16 protein-coding genes are annotated in these 14298 nt (G+C 68.2%); 5 read left to right on the top strand and 11 right to left on the bottom strand.

Annotation, left to right across the window (positions count from 1 at the left end):
* Positions 1–5 precede the first annotated feature (5 nt).
* The 5 genes from J3476_RS09400 to J3476_RS09385 form a co-directional block, all read right to left on the bottom strand.
* Positions 6–695, bottom strand: a complete 690-nt coding sequence (locus J3476_RS09400; protein WP_207066216.1) for a VOC family protein — start codon at positions 693–695, stop codon at positions 6–8.
* Between the two features lie 16 nt (positions 696–711).
* Entirely contained in the window at positions 712–1671 is a 960-nt protein-coding gene (locus tag J3476_RS09395; protein ID WP_207066215.1) for a fumarylacetoacetate hydrolase family protein, read from the bottom strand.
* 111 nt (positions 1672–1782) lie between these two features.
* The gene (locus J3476_RS27895; protein WP_286182806.1) at positions 1783–2583 is read right to left on the bottom strand and encodes a CdaR family transcriptional regulator; all 801 of its coding nucleotides are present in this window, start codon (positions 2581–2583) and stop codon (positions 1783–1785) included.
* Positions 2478–3116, bottom strand: a complete 639-nt coding sequence (locus tag J3476_RS27890; protein WP_286182804.1) for a hypothetical protein — start codon at positions 3114–3116, stop codon at positions 2478–2480. Before J3476_RS27890 ends, J3476_RS27895 begins: the two co-directional genes overlap by 106 nt.
* A gap of 37 nt (positions 3117–3153) precedes the next feature.
* Positions 3154–4482, bottom strand: coding sequence for a cytochrome P450 (locus J3476_RS09385; protein ID WP_207066214.1), 1329 nt, complete (start codon positions 4480–4482; stop codon positions 3154–3156).
* A 159-nt stretch (positions 4483–4641) separates the two neighbouring features.
* Between J3476_RS09385 and J3476_RS09380 the strand changes: the two genes are divergently transcribed.
* Positions 4642–5250: a TetR/AcrR family transcriptional regulator gene (locus tag J3476_RS09380; protein ID WP_286182803.1), complete on the top strand. Its 609-nt coding sequence runs from the start codon at positions 4642–4644 to the stop codon at positions 5248–5250.
* 204 nt (positions 5251–5454) lie between these two features.
* Here the strand turns inward: J3476_RS09380 and J3476_RS09375 are convergent, their stop codons facing one another.
* From J3476_RS09375 to J3476_RS28180, 4 genes are all read right to left on the bottom strand, one after another.
* Complete coding sequence (locus tag J3476_RS09375) at positions 5455–6063, bottom strand: CIA30 family protein (RefSeq protein ID WP_207066212.1); 609 nt, start codon at positions 6061–6063, stop codon at positions 5455–5457.
* Between the two features lie 152 nt (positions 6064–6215).
* Positions 6216–6632, bottom strand: coding sequence for a DUF4174 domain-containing protein (locus tag J3476_RS09370; RefSeq protein ID WP_286182801.1), 417 nt, complete (start codon positions 6630–6632; stop codon positions 6216–6218).
* A 78-nt stretch (positions 6633–6710) separates the two neighbouring features.
* Positions 6711–7799, bottom strand: coding sequence for a methyltransferase (locus J3476_RS09365; RefSeq protein ID WP_207066210.1), 1089 nt, complete (start codon positions 7797–7799; stop codon positions 6711–6713).
* A 115-nt stretch (positions 7800–7914) separates the two neighbouring features.
* A complete protein-coding gene (locus J3476_RS28180; RefSeq protein ID WP_207066209.1) occupies positions 7915–8352 on the bottom strand; it encodes a DUF2510 domain-containing protein in 438 nt (145 codons plus the stop codon).
* A gap of 131 nt (positions 8353–8483) precedes the next feature.
* On the opposite strand from J3476_RS28180, the gene J3476_RS09355 reads away from it, so the two are divergent.
* Both J3476_RS09355 and J3476_RS09350 read left to right on the top strand, forming a co-directional pair.
* The gene (locus J3476_RS09355) at positions 8484–9263 is read left to right on the top strand and encodes a hypothetical protein (RefSeq protein ID WP_207066208.1); all 780 of its coding nucleotides are present in this window, start codon (positions 8484–8486) and stop codon (positions 9261–9263) included.
* Positions 9264–9326: 63 nt separating this feature from the next.
* Positions 9327–10403 (top strand): glycoside hydrolase, encoded by a 1077-nt coding sequence (locus J3476_RS09350; RefSeq protein ID WP_207066207.1) that lies wholly within the window; start codon positions 9327–9329, stop codon positions 10401–10403.
* 10 nt (positions 10404–10413) lie between these two features.
* Here J3476_RS09350 and J3476_RS09345 read toward each other — a convergent pair whose 3' ends face one another.
* Both J3476_RS09345 and J3476_RS09340 read right to left on the bottom strand, forming a co-directional pair.
* A complete protein-coding gene (locus tag J3476_RS09345) occupies positions 10414–11139 on the bottom strand; it encodes a DUF1906 domain-containing protein (RefSeq protein WP_163679737.1) in 726 nt (241 codons plus the stop codon).
* Positions 11140–11396: 257 nt separating this feature from the next.
* Positions 11397–12095 (bottom strand): TetR/AcrR family transcriptional regulator, encoded by a 699-nt coding sequence (locus J3476_RS09340; RefSeq protein WP_207066206.1) that lies wholly within the window; start codon positions 12093–12095, stop codon positions 11397–11399.
* A 112-nt stretch (positions 12096–12207) separates the two neighbouring features.
* Between J3476_RS09340 and J3476_RS09335 the strand changes: the two genes are divergently transcribed.
* A complete protein-coding gene (locus tag J3476_RS09335) occupies positions 12208–13350 on the top strand; it encodes a VOC family protein (protein ID WP_207066205.1) in 1143 nt (380 codons plus the stop codon).
* Entirely contained in the window at positions 13347–14285 is a 939-nt protein-coding gene (locus tag J3476_RS09330; protein WP_207066204.1) for a fumarylacetoacetate hydrolase family protein, read from the top strand. Before J3476_RS09335 ends, J3476_RS09330 begins: the two co-directional genes overlap by 4 nt.
* The last annotated feature ends 13 nt before the right edge of the window (positions 14286–14298 follow it).

Raw genomic sequence — 14298 nt, 5'->3', positions numbered from 1 at the left:
GTGTCTCACAGCGTCTTCCACGTGATGGCACGCTTGTTGGAGCGCGGCGTGGTGCCGGGCCGGGTGCCGGCACCACGCTTGAGTAGCTGCTCTTGTTCCACTCCCGCGCGGAGCTGCTCGAGCAGATAGTCCGGGTCGATGTCGGTACCGATGGGGTTCTCGGCGAAGTCGGGACTGGTGAAGTACTCGGCGGTCCCCTGAGCGGTGGGGAAGTTCTCCGTCTGGAACTCCAGCCGGATACCCTCGGGGTCTTCGTAGTAGAGGCTCGTCGTGGGTCCGTGGTTGATGGACCAGACCGGGCTGATCCCGACCTTCTTGAGCCGTTCGTAGGTCAGCAGCAACTTCTCCACCGAGGTGAATGTGAACGCGAGATGGTCGATGCCATAGGTCTTGCGGCGCCAGCGCGACAGCGGGAACGCGAGTCGTACTGGCGGCGGGAGCTTCACCAACGCCAGCCGGTGGCTCTCGTGATCCCACGTCAGGAAGGCGATCTGGTCGTCTTCGTGCACGACACGGGCGCCGAAAACGTGGCCGTACCAGTCGATCATCCCGGCGCTGCGTGCGGTCTTGACGACCCAGTGGGCGATGAAGTCGGGTACCAGCCGGTCGGGGAGTTGACCGAGATCCGGAGCGGAGTCCTCGGTGTCGGGACGGTCCGGGTCGGACGGTTGCAGCGGGCTCGGTGTGGCGCTCACGATTCGCCTTCTCCTCTCAGCGGGTGGGGGCGACGATGGGGTTTCGCTGGGTGCCCAGGTCGAGGGTCCCGGCGGTGTTGCGGATGGAGCCGGTGACGAGGTCACCGGGCTTCAGGTAAGGCTTGCGCTGGTTGATCTTGACGAACGCCGCCCACAATTTGTCCTCGGGAAGCAGCGCGGTGGCGAGCCGGCGGATGAGGGGGGGCGGTGAGCCCGCGACGATGCCGTGCGGGGTGCCGGTCAGCAGTACGTCGCCGGGGCTGGAGTTGCAGAACTCACTCAGTTCGGTGAGCGTCTCGGCCGGCTTGTAGAGCAGGTTGGCGGTGTTGTCGCTCTGGCGCAGTGACCCGTTGACCTCCAGGCGCAGCTCGAGGTCGTCCAGCAGGCCGAAGTCCTCGGGCTCGAGGACGGCGAGCACTGGCCCTAGCGGGCAGAACCCGCGGTAGCTCTTGCCTTTGAGGAACTGTCCCTGGGGCAGCTGGACGTCGCGGGCAGACAGGTCGTTGGCGATGGTGACGCCGAAGACGTACTCGTGCAGGTTCTCCCGGGTGACCGTGGTCGGTGCGTCGACCGTGGCTCGCAGGACCAGCGCCAGCTCGATCTCGTAGTCGAGCAGGGTGACGTGCGCCGGGCGGGTGACCGGGGCGCAGGGCCCGGTGACGGCGGCGTCGGTCTTGTCGAAGAACAGGTTGAAGTCGCGGTTGTCGGGGTCCATCCCGGACTCGATGGCGTGCTGACGGTAGTTGGCGCCCTGGCACATCACCCGGCACGGCGTGGTGACCGGGGAGAGCATCTCGACGTCGCCTGCTCTCACGTCACCGGGTTGGGCAGCCGCGGCCGTCCAGTCGGATCTGCCGTGTTCGATCAGGTCGGCGGTGGCCGGGTACTCGCCGCGCAGAGGCGAGATGCGGTCGCCGGTGAGGACACCCCACGAGGCTCCCGCGTTGTGCTCGTATCGGACGAGATGGACGACCATCGACTTCTCCGCCTCTGCCGGTCGGTCGACCGGCTCACTTTCCGAGTGAACTGCGACACGACCACGTGGTGCCTGGTCCAGGGTCCAGAAATAGCGGCGTCCGAATGGACTTCAGTCCAACGATGGGTCCGGCCTAAGAATGACGTCACCGAATTCCTCGGCGAGGACCAGGGCCGCGTGCAGGTGCAGGCGGCGAACGGTCAACGGCCGACCCCGGAGTTGTTCGGCGCGTTGCACACGGTAGGCCACGGTGTTGCGCGCGACGTGGAGATCGGCCGCGGTGCGGGCCAGACTCCGGTCGAAGTCGAGGTAGCGCTTGAGCGTATGCCGCACTGCGGTCGCCGCTTCGGTGCAGCCTGCCAAGTCGCCCAGTTCGCGGCCCACGAACTCGCGGGCAGCGGGCAGGTCGGAGCTGAGCATCGCCACGATGTCGAGGTCCTGATAGCAGAACGCCGATGTCTCACGCGTCGACAGGACACCCACCCGCGCGGCCTCGGCGGCCTGCCGGTGGCTGCGCCGGAAACCCTCGACACCGGATCCCGCCATCCCGACGGCGATGCGAACGCCCGGTGCAGGCGGTGCCTGCGGTGCAACAGGTGCCGGGGGCACCGCCGAGGGTGCTACCGGTTCCGGCGGAGTGGACGTTCGAGAACCCCAGGCCCACACGCGCTGTGCGCCCACCGGGAGGACGAGCGTCGACGTGCACCCTGCAGCGGAGAGCGTCTGGGTCGCCGCGGTTCTCAGTGAGATCGGCTCGGCGGGGTTGGTCGCGGCGGTCCAGACGACGACCGCCAGGTGCCAGCGACTCAGGTCGTAGCCCAGGATTCGGTTCGCGCGGTCCATCGGCACGGCGGTTCCGCGCAGCAGATCCTCGACGATCTCCGCGCGCAGCGCACGGAACTCGTCAGCCATGCCTCGTGCGCGCGGGCGTACTCGTCGGCCATGTTCTTGGTCAGGAGGTTGACGATGCTGAACAAGGCTTCGTTGATCCGCCGCATCTCGGTGAAGCGCTGCCGCTCGGGCACCACGCGTTCGGCGGCGTCGAGCAGGACGTCGACGGCGGTGGAGTGCGCGAGGTGGATGCTGCGCAGCATGTGCTCGATACCGATGCCGCGGGAGACGACTTCGGTCGGTCCTGCGAGGACCTCCGGCATCGCCGCAAAAGGCACCTGTTCGTCGAACGCCAGCGCCGACAGGGCTCCCAGGGCGACAGCCTCGCACCCCTTGGCGACCTCGTCGGCGACCGCGTCCACCGCGAGCTCGGGGATGGCGGCGGTGATGGTGGCCGTCATCGTGGCGCCCAGCTCGACGGCCCAGCCGGCCGGCCCCGGCCCGAGCAGCTCGGCGAGCATCCGAGCGCGATCGGGGAGCACGGAGTCGCCGGGAATCTCACGGGGCGTGGCTGGTGCCAGTTCGGCGAACCAGGGCCGTATCACCTGAGCCACCACCTCGTCCCGGTCAGCGTGCCGTCGTTCGGGATCGTCAGGAGCCGCTGGGCTGTGCGAGGTTCCGCGGGTGCACGACGGCCACGGCTCCCGCAGCCGGGGCATTGGCGATGCCTCGGGAGCGGGGGCGCTCATCCGGCTCCGACGCGGGTTCGAGTGTGTAGGTGCGCAGAATCTCGCGCAGGGTGATGAGCATTTCGGTGTTGGCGAACGCCGCGCCCACACATCGACGTACCCCGCCCCCGTACGGAATCCATGAGCTGGTGTCGGGTTTGGTCTCCACGAAGCGGGCCGGATCGAAGCGGGACGGGTCGGTGTAGTTCGCCGCGGAACTGTGCGACAGCGCGATGCTGGCGATGACGGTGTGCCCCGCGGGCAGGACCCATTCGCCCAACCGGGTGCGGCCCTTCGTCACCCGCAGGACGCCGGGAATCACCGGTCGACTGCGTTGCACCTCCCACACCGTGGCCTGCAGCAACTCCGAGCCCCCTGCGTCGACGTCCTCGACCAGCCGGGACAGGACGTCGGGGTGGCGGCGGAGCCGCTCGACAGCCCACGCCAGCGTGGTGGCCGTGGTTTCGTGGCCGGCGGCCAGCAGTGTCTGCAGCTCGTCGATGATGTAGTCGTCGGGGATCGGTTGGCCGCTGTCGTCTCGGGCGGCGACCAACATGGCCAGCACGTCGGTGCGTGCGTCGAGATCCGGAGCCGATCTGGCGCGGTGGATGAGGGTGCCGATGAGCTCGTCGCATTCTCGGCGCATCCGTTCCAGTCGGCCCCACGGGCTCCACCGCCCGAGGTCGCGACGCAAGGCAGGGGGCAGCACCGTGAGCCGGGAGGCGAGCAGGACCGCCGGCGGGAGGAGCTCCCGCATGGCCGCCAGCTCCGGCCCTTCGGCGCCGAACACCGCGCGCAGGATCGCGTTGAGGGTGATGCGCATCATCGACGGCAACGTGGCGAAGGGCGTCCCCACCGGCCACGTCGACAGCTCGCGGGCCACTTCCTCCTCGATGATCTGCTCGTAGACCTGCATCCGCTTGCCGTGCAGGGGTGGCATGAGCAGCTTGCGCCGGGCCAGATGCGGCTCACCGTTGAGGCTGAACGTGGAACCCGGGCCGATGACGTCGCCGAGGTTGGTGATCGTCTCGACCAGGTCTCCTGCGGTGAACAGTTCCTTGATCAGGTCGGGATCGCTGAGGACCACGCTGTCTCCGAAGAGCGGCAGCGAGGCGGTGAATGCCGAGCCGTGGCGCCGGCGGGCGAACTCGAGCGCACGTGGTCGGTTGAGCAGCATGGCCGCGCCCTGGACGATGCGCGGAGCCGTCGGACCGGGTGGCAGCCGGACGGGGTCGAGTGTCGCGTGAGCCATGAAGCCTCCTTCGGTACACGAGTGTACTAGCCTTAGTACACCGGTGTACCACACAGCGCCGTGATGGATCGGCGAACCGGGTATCGCGGGCTCGCCCCACCATCGCCCGCGCTGCCGGGCCTACCATCGACCTGGCAGAAGGGACGCGGGTTGAACGCAGTGGACGAGCGCGCACGCGCGCGACCGGACGGAGATGTTGCTGGCGTATACCGACGCCGCCTCCTCGACGCGATGGCGGAATCCATCGCCGAGGTGGGGTACGGCAGCACGATGGTGGCTGACGTGGTGCGGCGTGCGCGGACATCGAAGTCGAAGTTCTACGCGGAGTTCGAAGACCGCGAGGCCTGCCTCCTCGCGCTGTTGTCCGAGACCAATGACGCCAACCTCGCGGCCGTTGCCGCCGCGGTCGACCCCTCCGCGCCATGGCAGACCCAGGTCCGGCAAGCGGTCGAGACGTGGTTCGACTGGTCCGAGCGTCGCCGCCATGTGACCCTCAGCTGGATCCGCGATGTCCCCGCGCTCGGTCCCGCGGCACGTTCTCTGCAGCGTGAGGCCATGGACCGTTTCGTTCAACTGGTCCAAACACTCAGCGACACCGATGAATTGAAAGCCGCGGGCATCAGCCGGATCCCCCAGGCACGCGCGGTGCTCCTGATCGGTGGCCTCCGGGAACTGACGGCACACACCGTCGAACGCGACCGACCCTTGGCCGAGGTCACCGAGGAGGCCGTCCGCAGCAGCATCGCGCTGATCAATCCATCGATCTGAGGCACCGACCGGCACCCGGGTTTCGGCGGTGCTGCCCCGTCCCTGGGTTGGTACACCGTGCGGATTTCGGCGCTCGACCCCAACGACTTTCGCGACTTCCGCGCTGTCGAATCGGACAGCGATGCGCCGGCCCAGCCGAAACCCCTCAGTGACCTGGCGAGCGGACGAGAGGCCGATCACGCGTGCGTCGATCGCGCGGCGTCGTCAGGTGGTGGCGTCGATCGCGGTGACGGTGATGTCGAACTGTCCCTGCTGTTTGTCGAGAATGTAGACAGCCAACTGGTCGATGGTTGACGGATCCATCGTCGGGGGCGCGTCGGGGGCCGGCTTGAGCCGCTTGCCCACCGGCTCGAATTCGTCGAGGGGAAGGTCGTAGATCCGTGGGACGCCCGCCTCGGTGGGGAAGCGTTGGATGTAGGACCATGGCTGCCCCGCGATGCCCACCTTCACCATGTACATGTGGCCGTCGCCCTCAGCATGAACGCGAAGTGCCTTCGCGCCTGCGGCTCGCCGCCCGATGTCCGGGTTCTGCGGGCTGCGGGCCGAAGCGAATCCGCCGTTGTTCTCCAGCGAGATGACCCCGGAGAACATCAGGCCACCGTTGCCGAACGCAATGCTCGACGTCGACATGCCGCCCATGACCGGGTCGTTCACCGTGGTCCAGGCCGCCACCTCGCGGGCATTCTCGAGGTCGACGAGCGCCACGGCTCGCCCGGACGCGCCGGCTGTCGCCGTCGTCTCCGTCGTGTCATCGGCGGGCGAAGGCCCCGCCTTGCCGCACGATGCGACCACGAGTGCAACCCAGATGAGCATGCCGACCAGCCGACCGGGCCTCCGGGTAGACGCAATGTCGCTCTGAGCGTTCCGGCATGGATATATGTGCGCCGCGCTGCTCTCAGGGTGACAGTGTGGTGAGCGCCGGCCCCGGTCGACGGTGTCGCCACGTCGCCGACCTGTTGCCGGAGTCAGCATCGGCCGGGATCCGCGGCCATCTCACGGTTGCGCATGGGCATCCCGTCGATCACGGCGAAAACTGTTCGGAGACTGGGCACGTCGTTGACGCGCCACTTCTCGCCGCCGTCCTTGCCTATCAACACCACGGTGAAGTCGGTATCGCCGACGCCGTATCGGCCCATCAGCTGTTGCGTCTGCTGGGTGTCGATCACCTGACCGTCGAGCGTGCTGGTGCCCTCGCCGACCACGACGCCGACCACCATGTCGCGATCCAGCACGTCGCAGCGATTGGCGTCGATTCGGCTCAGCGTTTCCACCAGGCGTGGATCGCTGTTCGCCGGCGCGAACAGCAACAGCGGGCGATGTTCCCAGCGATAGTCACCGAGTTCAGCAGCGACGGCTGTGCCTGATCCGAGGCCGGCGCTCACCACCAGAGCAGCGAAGAGGAGCGTCCATCGCCTCGCACCGCGTCTGACAGTCATAGTGCTCGACCACTCTACCGACGATCAGATCTTCTCCGCCTCGACGAGGTCGTGCGGCACCACCGAGAAACTCCGGCCGGTGGGGCGCAAACCGACGTCGGTGAACAGCGCCGACAGCTCAGCCTCCGAGCGCAGACGTCCGCCATCCCGCTGCGTCAGCGTGTGCAGGTCGATCAGCGGCGAGAACGGATTCGGGCGATGAAGATCTTGGAGGTATTCGGCCACCACGAGCTTCGCGCCGCTGGGCATGCTCGCTGCCACCGCGGCGAGGATCTTGCGGCAGCGTTCGTCGTCCCAGTCGTGCAGGACATCTTTGAGCAGGTATACGTCGGCGGTGGCGTTCACGGCGCGAAAGATGTCACCCTCGACGCAGTCGATCCGGTCGGCGACACCCCGGTCGGCGAGGAACTGCTCGGCTTGCGCGATCATTCCGGCACTGTCGACCAGGACACCACGCAGAGTCCCGCCGGACTCGGCCACGACCGTCGACAGCAGCGTCCCGATCCCGCCCGCCACGTCGCACACCACAGCGTCGTGCGGCCAGGGGTAGACCCGTGCGATGGCGCGGGCACTGATTTCGGTGGCCTGACGCATCGTCGACGCGAACACACGTTCTTCGTCGGGATGCTGGGCGTACCACTCCCAGACCGACATGCCGTGCACCATCTCGAACGAGCTCCGGCCGGTGCGCACGCTCTCGGCCAGTCCGCCCCAGGCGTCGACGGTCGACCGCATTCCCTTGTAGCGCATCCAGGCCCGTAGTGACGCGGGATGGTCGCTGCGCAACACGGCCCCGGTCCGGGTCAGCGTCACCACCCCCGTGCGGCGGTTCATGGTGCACAGTCCGCACGCGACCGCGCCGCGCAGCAGGCGATGCGTGGTCTCCGCGTCGCAGTCGAGTCGGGCGGCGATCTGCTGTGCGGTCATCGGTCCGTCGGCGAGGACATCGGCAATGCCGAGTTCGGCGATGGTGGCCGCAACCTGGACCCCGCCGACGCCCTCACCGAGATCGAGCATCGCGATCTGGGGCGGCACGAGTCGGTCCGCGAGCTGCTTGAGGCGGCGCCGGAGGGCGAGGGTGGCCAGCACCACAGGGAGAGGCGTCGATGGCATCCGTGCAGGCTAGCCCCTGAGGGATGCCCTGATCGCATGTTTCGGGCCGCGCCGGAGGCCGGCCTGCCGGCCGAGCTGGATCCGAGTGGCCGCCGCAGATGGCGACGTCCGCATGTCACCGCTCCGTCACGTCGCTCACTGCTTCCAGACACCCCGCCGTGCGTGCCTGAACTTCTGCACGCGAATATCGTGCACCCCGGCCGATCTGATCAGCCCACACCATGGTTTCGCACGCCGTTTGCGGTGACGTGCCGTCCTCGACCAAGTGCACGACTCGCCGCCCGAGCTCGTAGCCCTGCTGGAACGAGTCTCCCTCGTCGCGACCCCGGAGGACGTGCACCCCTGCCAGGCCGATGCCCACGGTCACCAACATCAGAACGACGAAGACGGCGATCCGCTCCCTGCCACCCAGCGGGACCCTGGCTGTCGCAGAAGCGTCAGGTCGCGGGGCGGTGGAACGAAAGTGCAGGGTCCACTGCTGTCCATCCCACCACCGAGGCGACCCCGACCCGGACGGATCGGGGTACCAGCCGGGTGGTCCATCGCCTGGCATCACGACCTCCCCCCAGGCCCGACCGATTCGCGAACTCAGCCTAACGGCCGGGCGGTACGTCTCCGATCACCATCGTGTGGGGGACCCGTCGGCCCGGGGCCGATCACGGTTGAGGCGTTAGCTTGGGAACCATGACATCGACACAGCGGCGTGCCGGGTCGTGGATGCTGCTGCTTCTGGCATTGCTGCAGGTGGCGATGACCGCCGTGCAGTTCTCGGGCGGCGACTCACCCGGCGGCCGCGGCGTGGATCTGCTGATCAGCCCGGCGCCTTACGCCTTCGCCGTCTGGGGCGTCATCTACCTGCTGTGCGTGGTCCACGCCGTGGTCGTGGTGCGAAACGGCACCGCGGTCGCCGATCAGGCGGCATTGGTCACGCCCCTGGCGGCGCTGTACCTGGCCTCGGCGTCGTGGTCGGTGGCGTTCACGGTCGGCAACTCCTGGCTGACCTTCGCGGTCCTCGTGGTGATGGTGGCTGCCGCGCTGCGCGCACTGCGGGTGGCGATGAGCCATCCGCTGCGCTCGGGAGTGGCCCGCCGGGAGGCGCGGCTCGAGAGCTTCACGGTCGGGTTGTACAGCGGCTGGGTGACCGTCGCGGTGTTCGTCAACCTCGCCTCCGCTCTCGGCGACCACGAGTCGGCGGATCCGGCATCGGACGGTTGGCAGGCTGTTGTCCTGATCTGCGCGCTCGCGGCGGTCCTGGCGGCACTGTGGCTCGGGCGGGGTTCCGGCGGCGTCGCGGTCGCCGCGGTGTGGGCGTTGGTGGCGGTGGTCGTCAATGTGGGTAGCCAGTCGGCGCTCTTGGCCGTGACCAGCGGTATCGGTATCGCCGCGGTACTGGCCGTGTGGCTGAGAACAGCGCCAGCAGGGGGCAACTCCCGTCGGGTGGACATCGCCGGGGCCACTTCGTAACCTGTCCCAGACCTGTGACCGGGATGACACCGGCCTCTGCCGCGAAGGATGGTGACGCTGCGCATGACGTCAGGACGCTGCGCACTCCGGCGCCTGACGTACGGTTTCGCGGCCGCGATCCTGACCGTGGCGGTCACGACGGTCGGCGTCCACGCGGACCCGGCTTCGGACGCGGTGTCCCGGCTCGAGGAGCTGTCCCGCCAGGCCGTGCAGACGCGTCAGGCGGTGACGGAGGCGCAGCGTGACGTGGACGCCACTCGGGCGGCGCAGGCCGCGGCCGAAGACCGCCACCGCGCCGAACTGCGGGCCCTCGAGGAAGCGAACTCAGCGCTGCAGCCCTACCAGGAGGCCGTCAACCGGGTGGCCGCGATGACGTACATGGGTGGGCGCACCGATCAGTTGGCCGCCGTGCTCAGCGCGGCGTCCCCGCAACAACTGATCGACGAGCTGTCGCTGCAACGCGCGATGGCTACGGAGATGGCTGATCAGATGAGAGCTTTCCGGGCAGCGCGCGAACGCGCCGCCGCGGCCGCCCGGACTTCCGAGAAGTCGGCCGTCGACGCCCGCGGGGCCGCCGAGCAGGCGGCCAAGGTGCAAACCGAGTTGCAGGTCAAGTGGACCGGTCTGCAGCAGCAGATCCTCGCGGCCGAGGCGCAGTATGCGGTGTTGACGCCACCCCAGCGGGCGGCTGTCGACAACGCCGCCGCCGTCCTCCCGCCCGCGCCCGCCGCGCCCACCCCGGTCGACCCACCGATTGCGGCGGTACCGGCACCGCCCCCCGGCCTCCCGGAGGCGTTGCCGGTGGGTGTGGCGAATGAGGCGGGGCTGCAGCCCAACACCGTCTTGGCGGCCCGAGCCGTCAGCGCCAGGTTCCCCCAGATCGCCGCGATCGACGGCGTCCGCCCGGACTCCAAGCCCTGGCATCCGAGCGGTCTGGCGATCGACATCATGATTCCCAACTCGGCAAGCCCGCAGGGCATCGCGCTCGGAGACGAAATACTCGCCTTCGCGATGAGCAACGCGGCCCGGTTCGGGCTGCAGGACGTGATCTGGCGCGGCACGTACTACACGCCGGCCGGTCCGCAAGCCTCGGGCTACGGGCACTACGACCACGTTCACATCACCACGACACCCGGGTGAGCTGCAGCGCTCAGGGGTGAAGACTCCACTGGCCGCAGTCCTGGGCCAGCACGTCGTTCACATCCACGCGGATGCCGCCGACGATCGGGCCGGGATTCGAGGCGGTGTCGATGATGCGTTGGTAGAGCACTGCTGCCGGGTAGATCTGACCGCGAGACCAGGATCGGGTCTGCCATGCCCACACGTGCCCCGGTGACAGCGATCGCCCGATGACCCCGTCGGCCGCGGCCCACTGGCAGGTGTTGACGCCGCCGTAGACGCCCGTGCGCTGCGCGCCCAGTACGGAGTTGATGCCGCGAAACCACGGCAGTGCCAGGTCGTTCCATGCGGTGCGGTCGATGTCGTCGTCGACGCTGAAGAAGATCGGTGCGCTGCGGCCGCCGCCTGCTGCGGTGTGCAGCGCCCATGCGGTGCGCGCATCGGCGACCCCGCCGGCATAACCCCGGGTGAAGTCCGACGGCGCCGTCCCGCCGGGCTTCCCGTACTGGTAGTTGCTGACGATGGCCAGCCCCGCGGCGTTGAGCGAGCGGGCATAGGGCAGGGTGATCGGCTTGGCGCCGAAGTTCGATCCTGGTCGTGACGTGGAGACGTAGTTGATCACACCGGCATGGCCGGCGGCGCGGATGTCCTGTGCCGGTATCTGGCGCATGGCGTAGTCGATGAGCGTCGGCAGCGCTGCGGACGCCTCGGGCGCTCGGTGGGTGGACGCGGCGCCGAACCCGGCGAGCGCGGACATGGCGGCCGCGATGCGCAGTGCTTGTCGCCGGTTTACCGGGCGCGAGCGTTGCTCAGCTCTGGCCCATGGTGTCTCCGGCACGGCGGGATGTTAACAAAGTGACAGCTGTTGATAGTGGCGCCACGCCGCGGCGGCGGACGTCGATCACAGCACCTGGGTACGACACCGACCGCCGCCGGCTGTACTGCACGGACCGGCGGCCGTCCGGAGAGAATGAGCGGCGGGCCTCCTCGCCGCGCCCGCCCAGCAGACCCGATTCACCGCCGCGGCGTCGGCCAGTCGACCGGCGATTCGTGCAACGACGACAGATCGGGTAACGGTTTTCGGCACAGAGCCTGCGCCTGCTTCGGCGTCATACCGAACATGCGCAGCACCTTCTCGGTCATCTCGTCGACCGTGGCGTCCACGTCCCGGTCGGGACGGTCACGCAGCAGTGCGCCCAGACCGAACAACGTACCGCCGGCGACTGCGAGGCCCAACTCGGGATCACCGATCGTGAAGCGGCCCTGCTCGATCGCCGTGGTGATGTCTCGCTGCGCGCGGGGAGACAGGCCGCGTTCGGACAGGATCAGCGAGCTGCCATTGGCCAGCAGCAGTGCGGCCTCCTGCGGGCGGTGTCGAAACAGCCGGCCGCTGAGGCGGAATCTGGCCGCGAAGGCCTCCGCGGGATCGGTTGTCGATGACGTGAGACCGTCCAGCAGAGCCCCGAACCTGTCGAGGGCGTCGGTCACGGCAGCTTCGAACAACTCCTCCTTGCTGCCGAAGTGGTTGTAGAACGAACCCATTCCGACGTCGGCAGCTTGAGTGATCTCCAGGACCGGTACGTCCATCCTGTTTCGGGCGATGAATCCCTGGGCGGCACGGATGAGGGCGGCCCGGGTCCGCATCTTGCGCCGTTCCAGCCGGTTGACCGGTTCTTCTGACCGCTCGCGGCTCTCGCGCTCGGGCGCATCCATGGCAGGCAGAGTACCAGGAGAAGTCAATTCTGATGATTTCGTCAGAGACTCTTGACTGACGCTTCGATCGCATGTGACGATTTCGTCAACCAATGAGAGGTTGTGGTTGTCCATGTCGACTACGGAGACGCCGATGTCCGGCGCGCACACCGACCTGCACGCTGAGCGGGGTGCGCTGCGCGGGGAACACGCGGGCCGCTCCCGCGACCCGGTCATCCGCATCGCCGACATCGCGTGGCTCGAGTTCGACAAACCCGACCTGGTCCGCGCCGAGGCGTTCGCGCGGGCCTTCGGGTTCGGTGTCGCGCTGCGCTCCCCGCAGGAGTTGCATCTTCGCGGTACCGAGGCCGGGGCTGCGTGCGTCATCCTGCGACGAGGACCGCGCACCCGCTTCGCCGGTGCCGCTTTCCGCGCGGCCGACGAAGTGGACGTGGTACGGCTCTCGGACAAGCTCGGAGTGCCCGTGCAACGGCTGCCGGAACCGATCGGCGGACTGTCGGTGCAGCTGACCGACCCGAGTGGCAACGCCGTCAAGGTCGTAGCCGGAATGCATGAGCTCCCGGCGTATCCGTCGCAGGCGCCGCAGGTGGCCAACACCGGGTGCGGTGATGCGCGCATCAACGCCACGGTGCGGCCGCCGCGCGTTCCGGCGCGTGTGCAACGGCTCGGACATCTGGTGCTGCAGTCGACCACCTACCGGCAGACCCTCGACTGGTACCTGGACACCCTCGGCATGATCGTCAGCGATTTCCTGTTCTTCCCGGGCCAACGTGACCGGGGCCCGGCCATGAGCTTCATCCGTTGCGACCTCGGGTCTGTTCCCGCCGACCATCACACCCTCGCGCTGGCGCTCGGCCCGGCCGATCGATACGTCCATTCCGCCTACGAAGTCTGTGATCTCGACGCCCTGGCCGCCGGTGGTGAGTACCTCCACGACCGCGGTTACGCCCGGTCCTGGGGCATCGGCCGGCACATCCAGGGCAGCCAACTGTTCGACTACTGGCGGGATCCCGACGGCTTCCTCGTCGAGCACTTCGCCGACGGCGACAAGTTCGACAACTCGCTCGAACCCGGGTGGGCCCCATTCACGGCGTCCGGGCTGGCGCAATGGGGACCGCCGGCGACCAGCGACTTTCTCGATACCAGCCCGCGCGCAGCGCGTCATCAGCTCACCTCCATGCTGACCGCCCTACGCCACGACAACGAATTCGACCTGAACCGCCTCATCGGCCTACTGAAAGTTGCTGTCTCGTGACCGTTTCCGTTCTCCGCACCGCTGACGCCTGGTGGGTGCAGACCCCGACCGGCGCAGCCAAGATCTCGACCACGGCGACCAGTACCGGTGAACTTCTCGCGGACCGGGCCGCGGTCGACGCGGCCGCCGCCTCCGAGGGGACGGTCGCGGTGGACGATCTGGACCTGCTGTCGCCGGTGACTGCGCCGTGCCGGGTCGTCGCGCAGATGACGAACTTCGAATCCCACGTAGTCGACTCCGGGATGGACCCGAAGACGGTGCCGTTGACCTTCTTTCGAAAGTCATCAGCGTCGATCAGCGGCCCGCACAGCGAGATCGTGCGCCCGTCCCACGTCACACTGCTCGATTACGAAGTGGAGATCGGGTTGGTCGTCGGACGAGATGTCCCGGTCGGCACCAGCCTCACCGACGCCAATCTCGCTGACTACATCGCGGGCCTGACGGTCACCAACGATGTGTCGGCCCGCGACATCCAGCTGCCGCAAACCCAGTTCTACGAGGCGAAGTCCTATCCGACATTCACGCCCGTGGGTCCGGCCCTGGTGCTGCTCGACCCAGCGGAGTTGGCCCGCTTCGGCGATCTGCGGCTGCGCTTGAGTGTCAACGGTGACGAGCGGCAGAACTCCGTCGTCGACGGAGACATGCTGTATCGGCCATTGCAGGCCTTGCAGGCGCTGACGCGGTTCCAACACCTCAGTGCCGGCGACCTGATCCTGACCGGCACGCCCTCGGGCACAGCGCTCAAAGCGCCGCCGAAGCCGATCGAGCTGATCGGCAACCTGTTGCCGCCGGCGGTGAAATGGAAGGCGTTCTTCACCCGGCAGGCGAAGAACCCCAACTACCTTCAGCACGGTGACCGGATCGAGGCGACGATCGCCACTGACGACGGTGCCATCGACCTCGGTGCGCAGCGGCTGACGGTACGACACGCATGAGTTGCGTCGTCCC

The organism is Mycobacterium sp. PO1 (genome assembly GCF_017312405.1).
Lineage (GTDB): Bacteria > Actinomycetota > Actinomycetes > Mycobacteriales > Mycobacteriaceae > Mycobacterium.
This window is presented reverse-complemented; position numbering and strand designations above follow the sequence as displayed.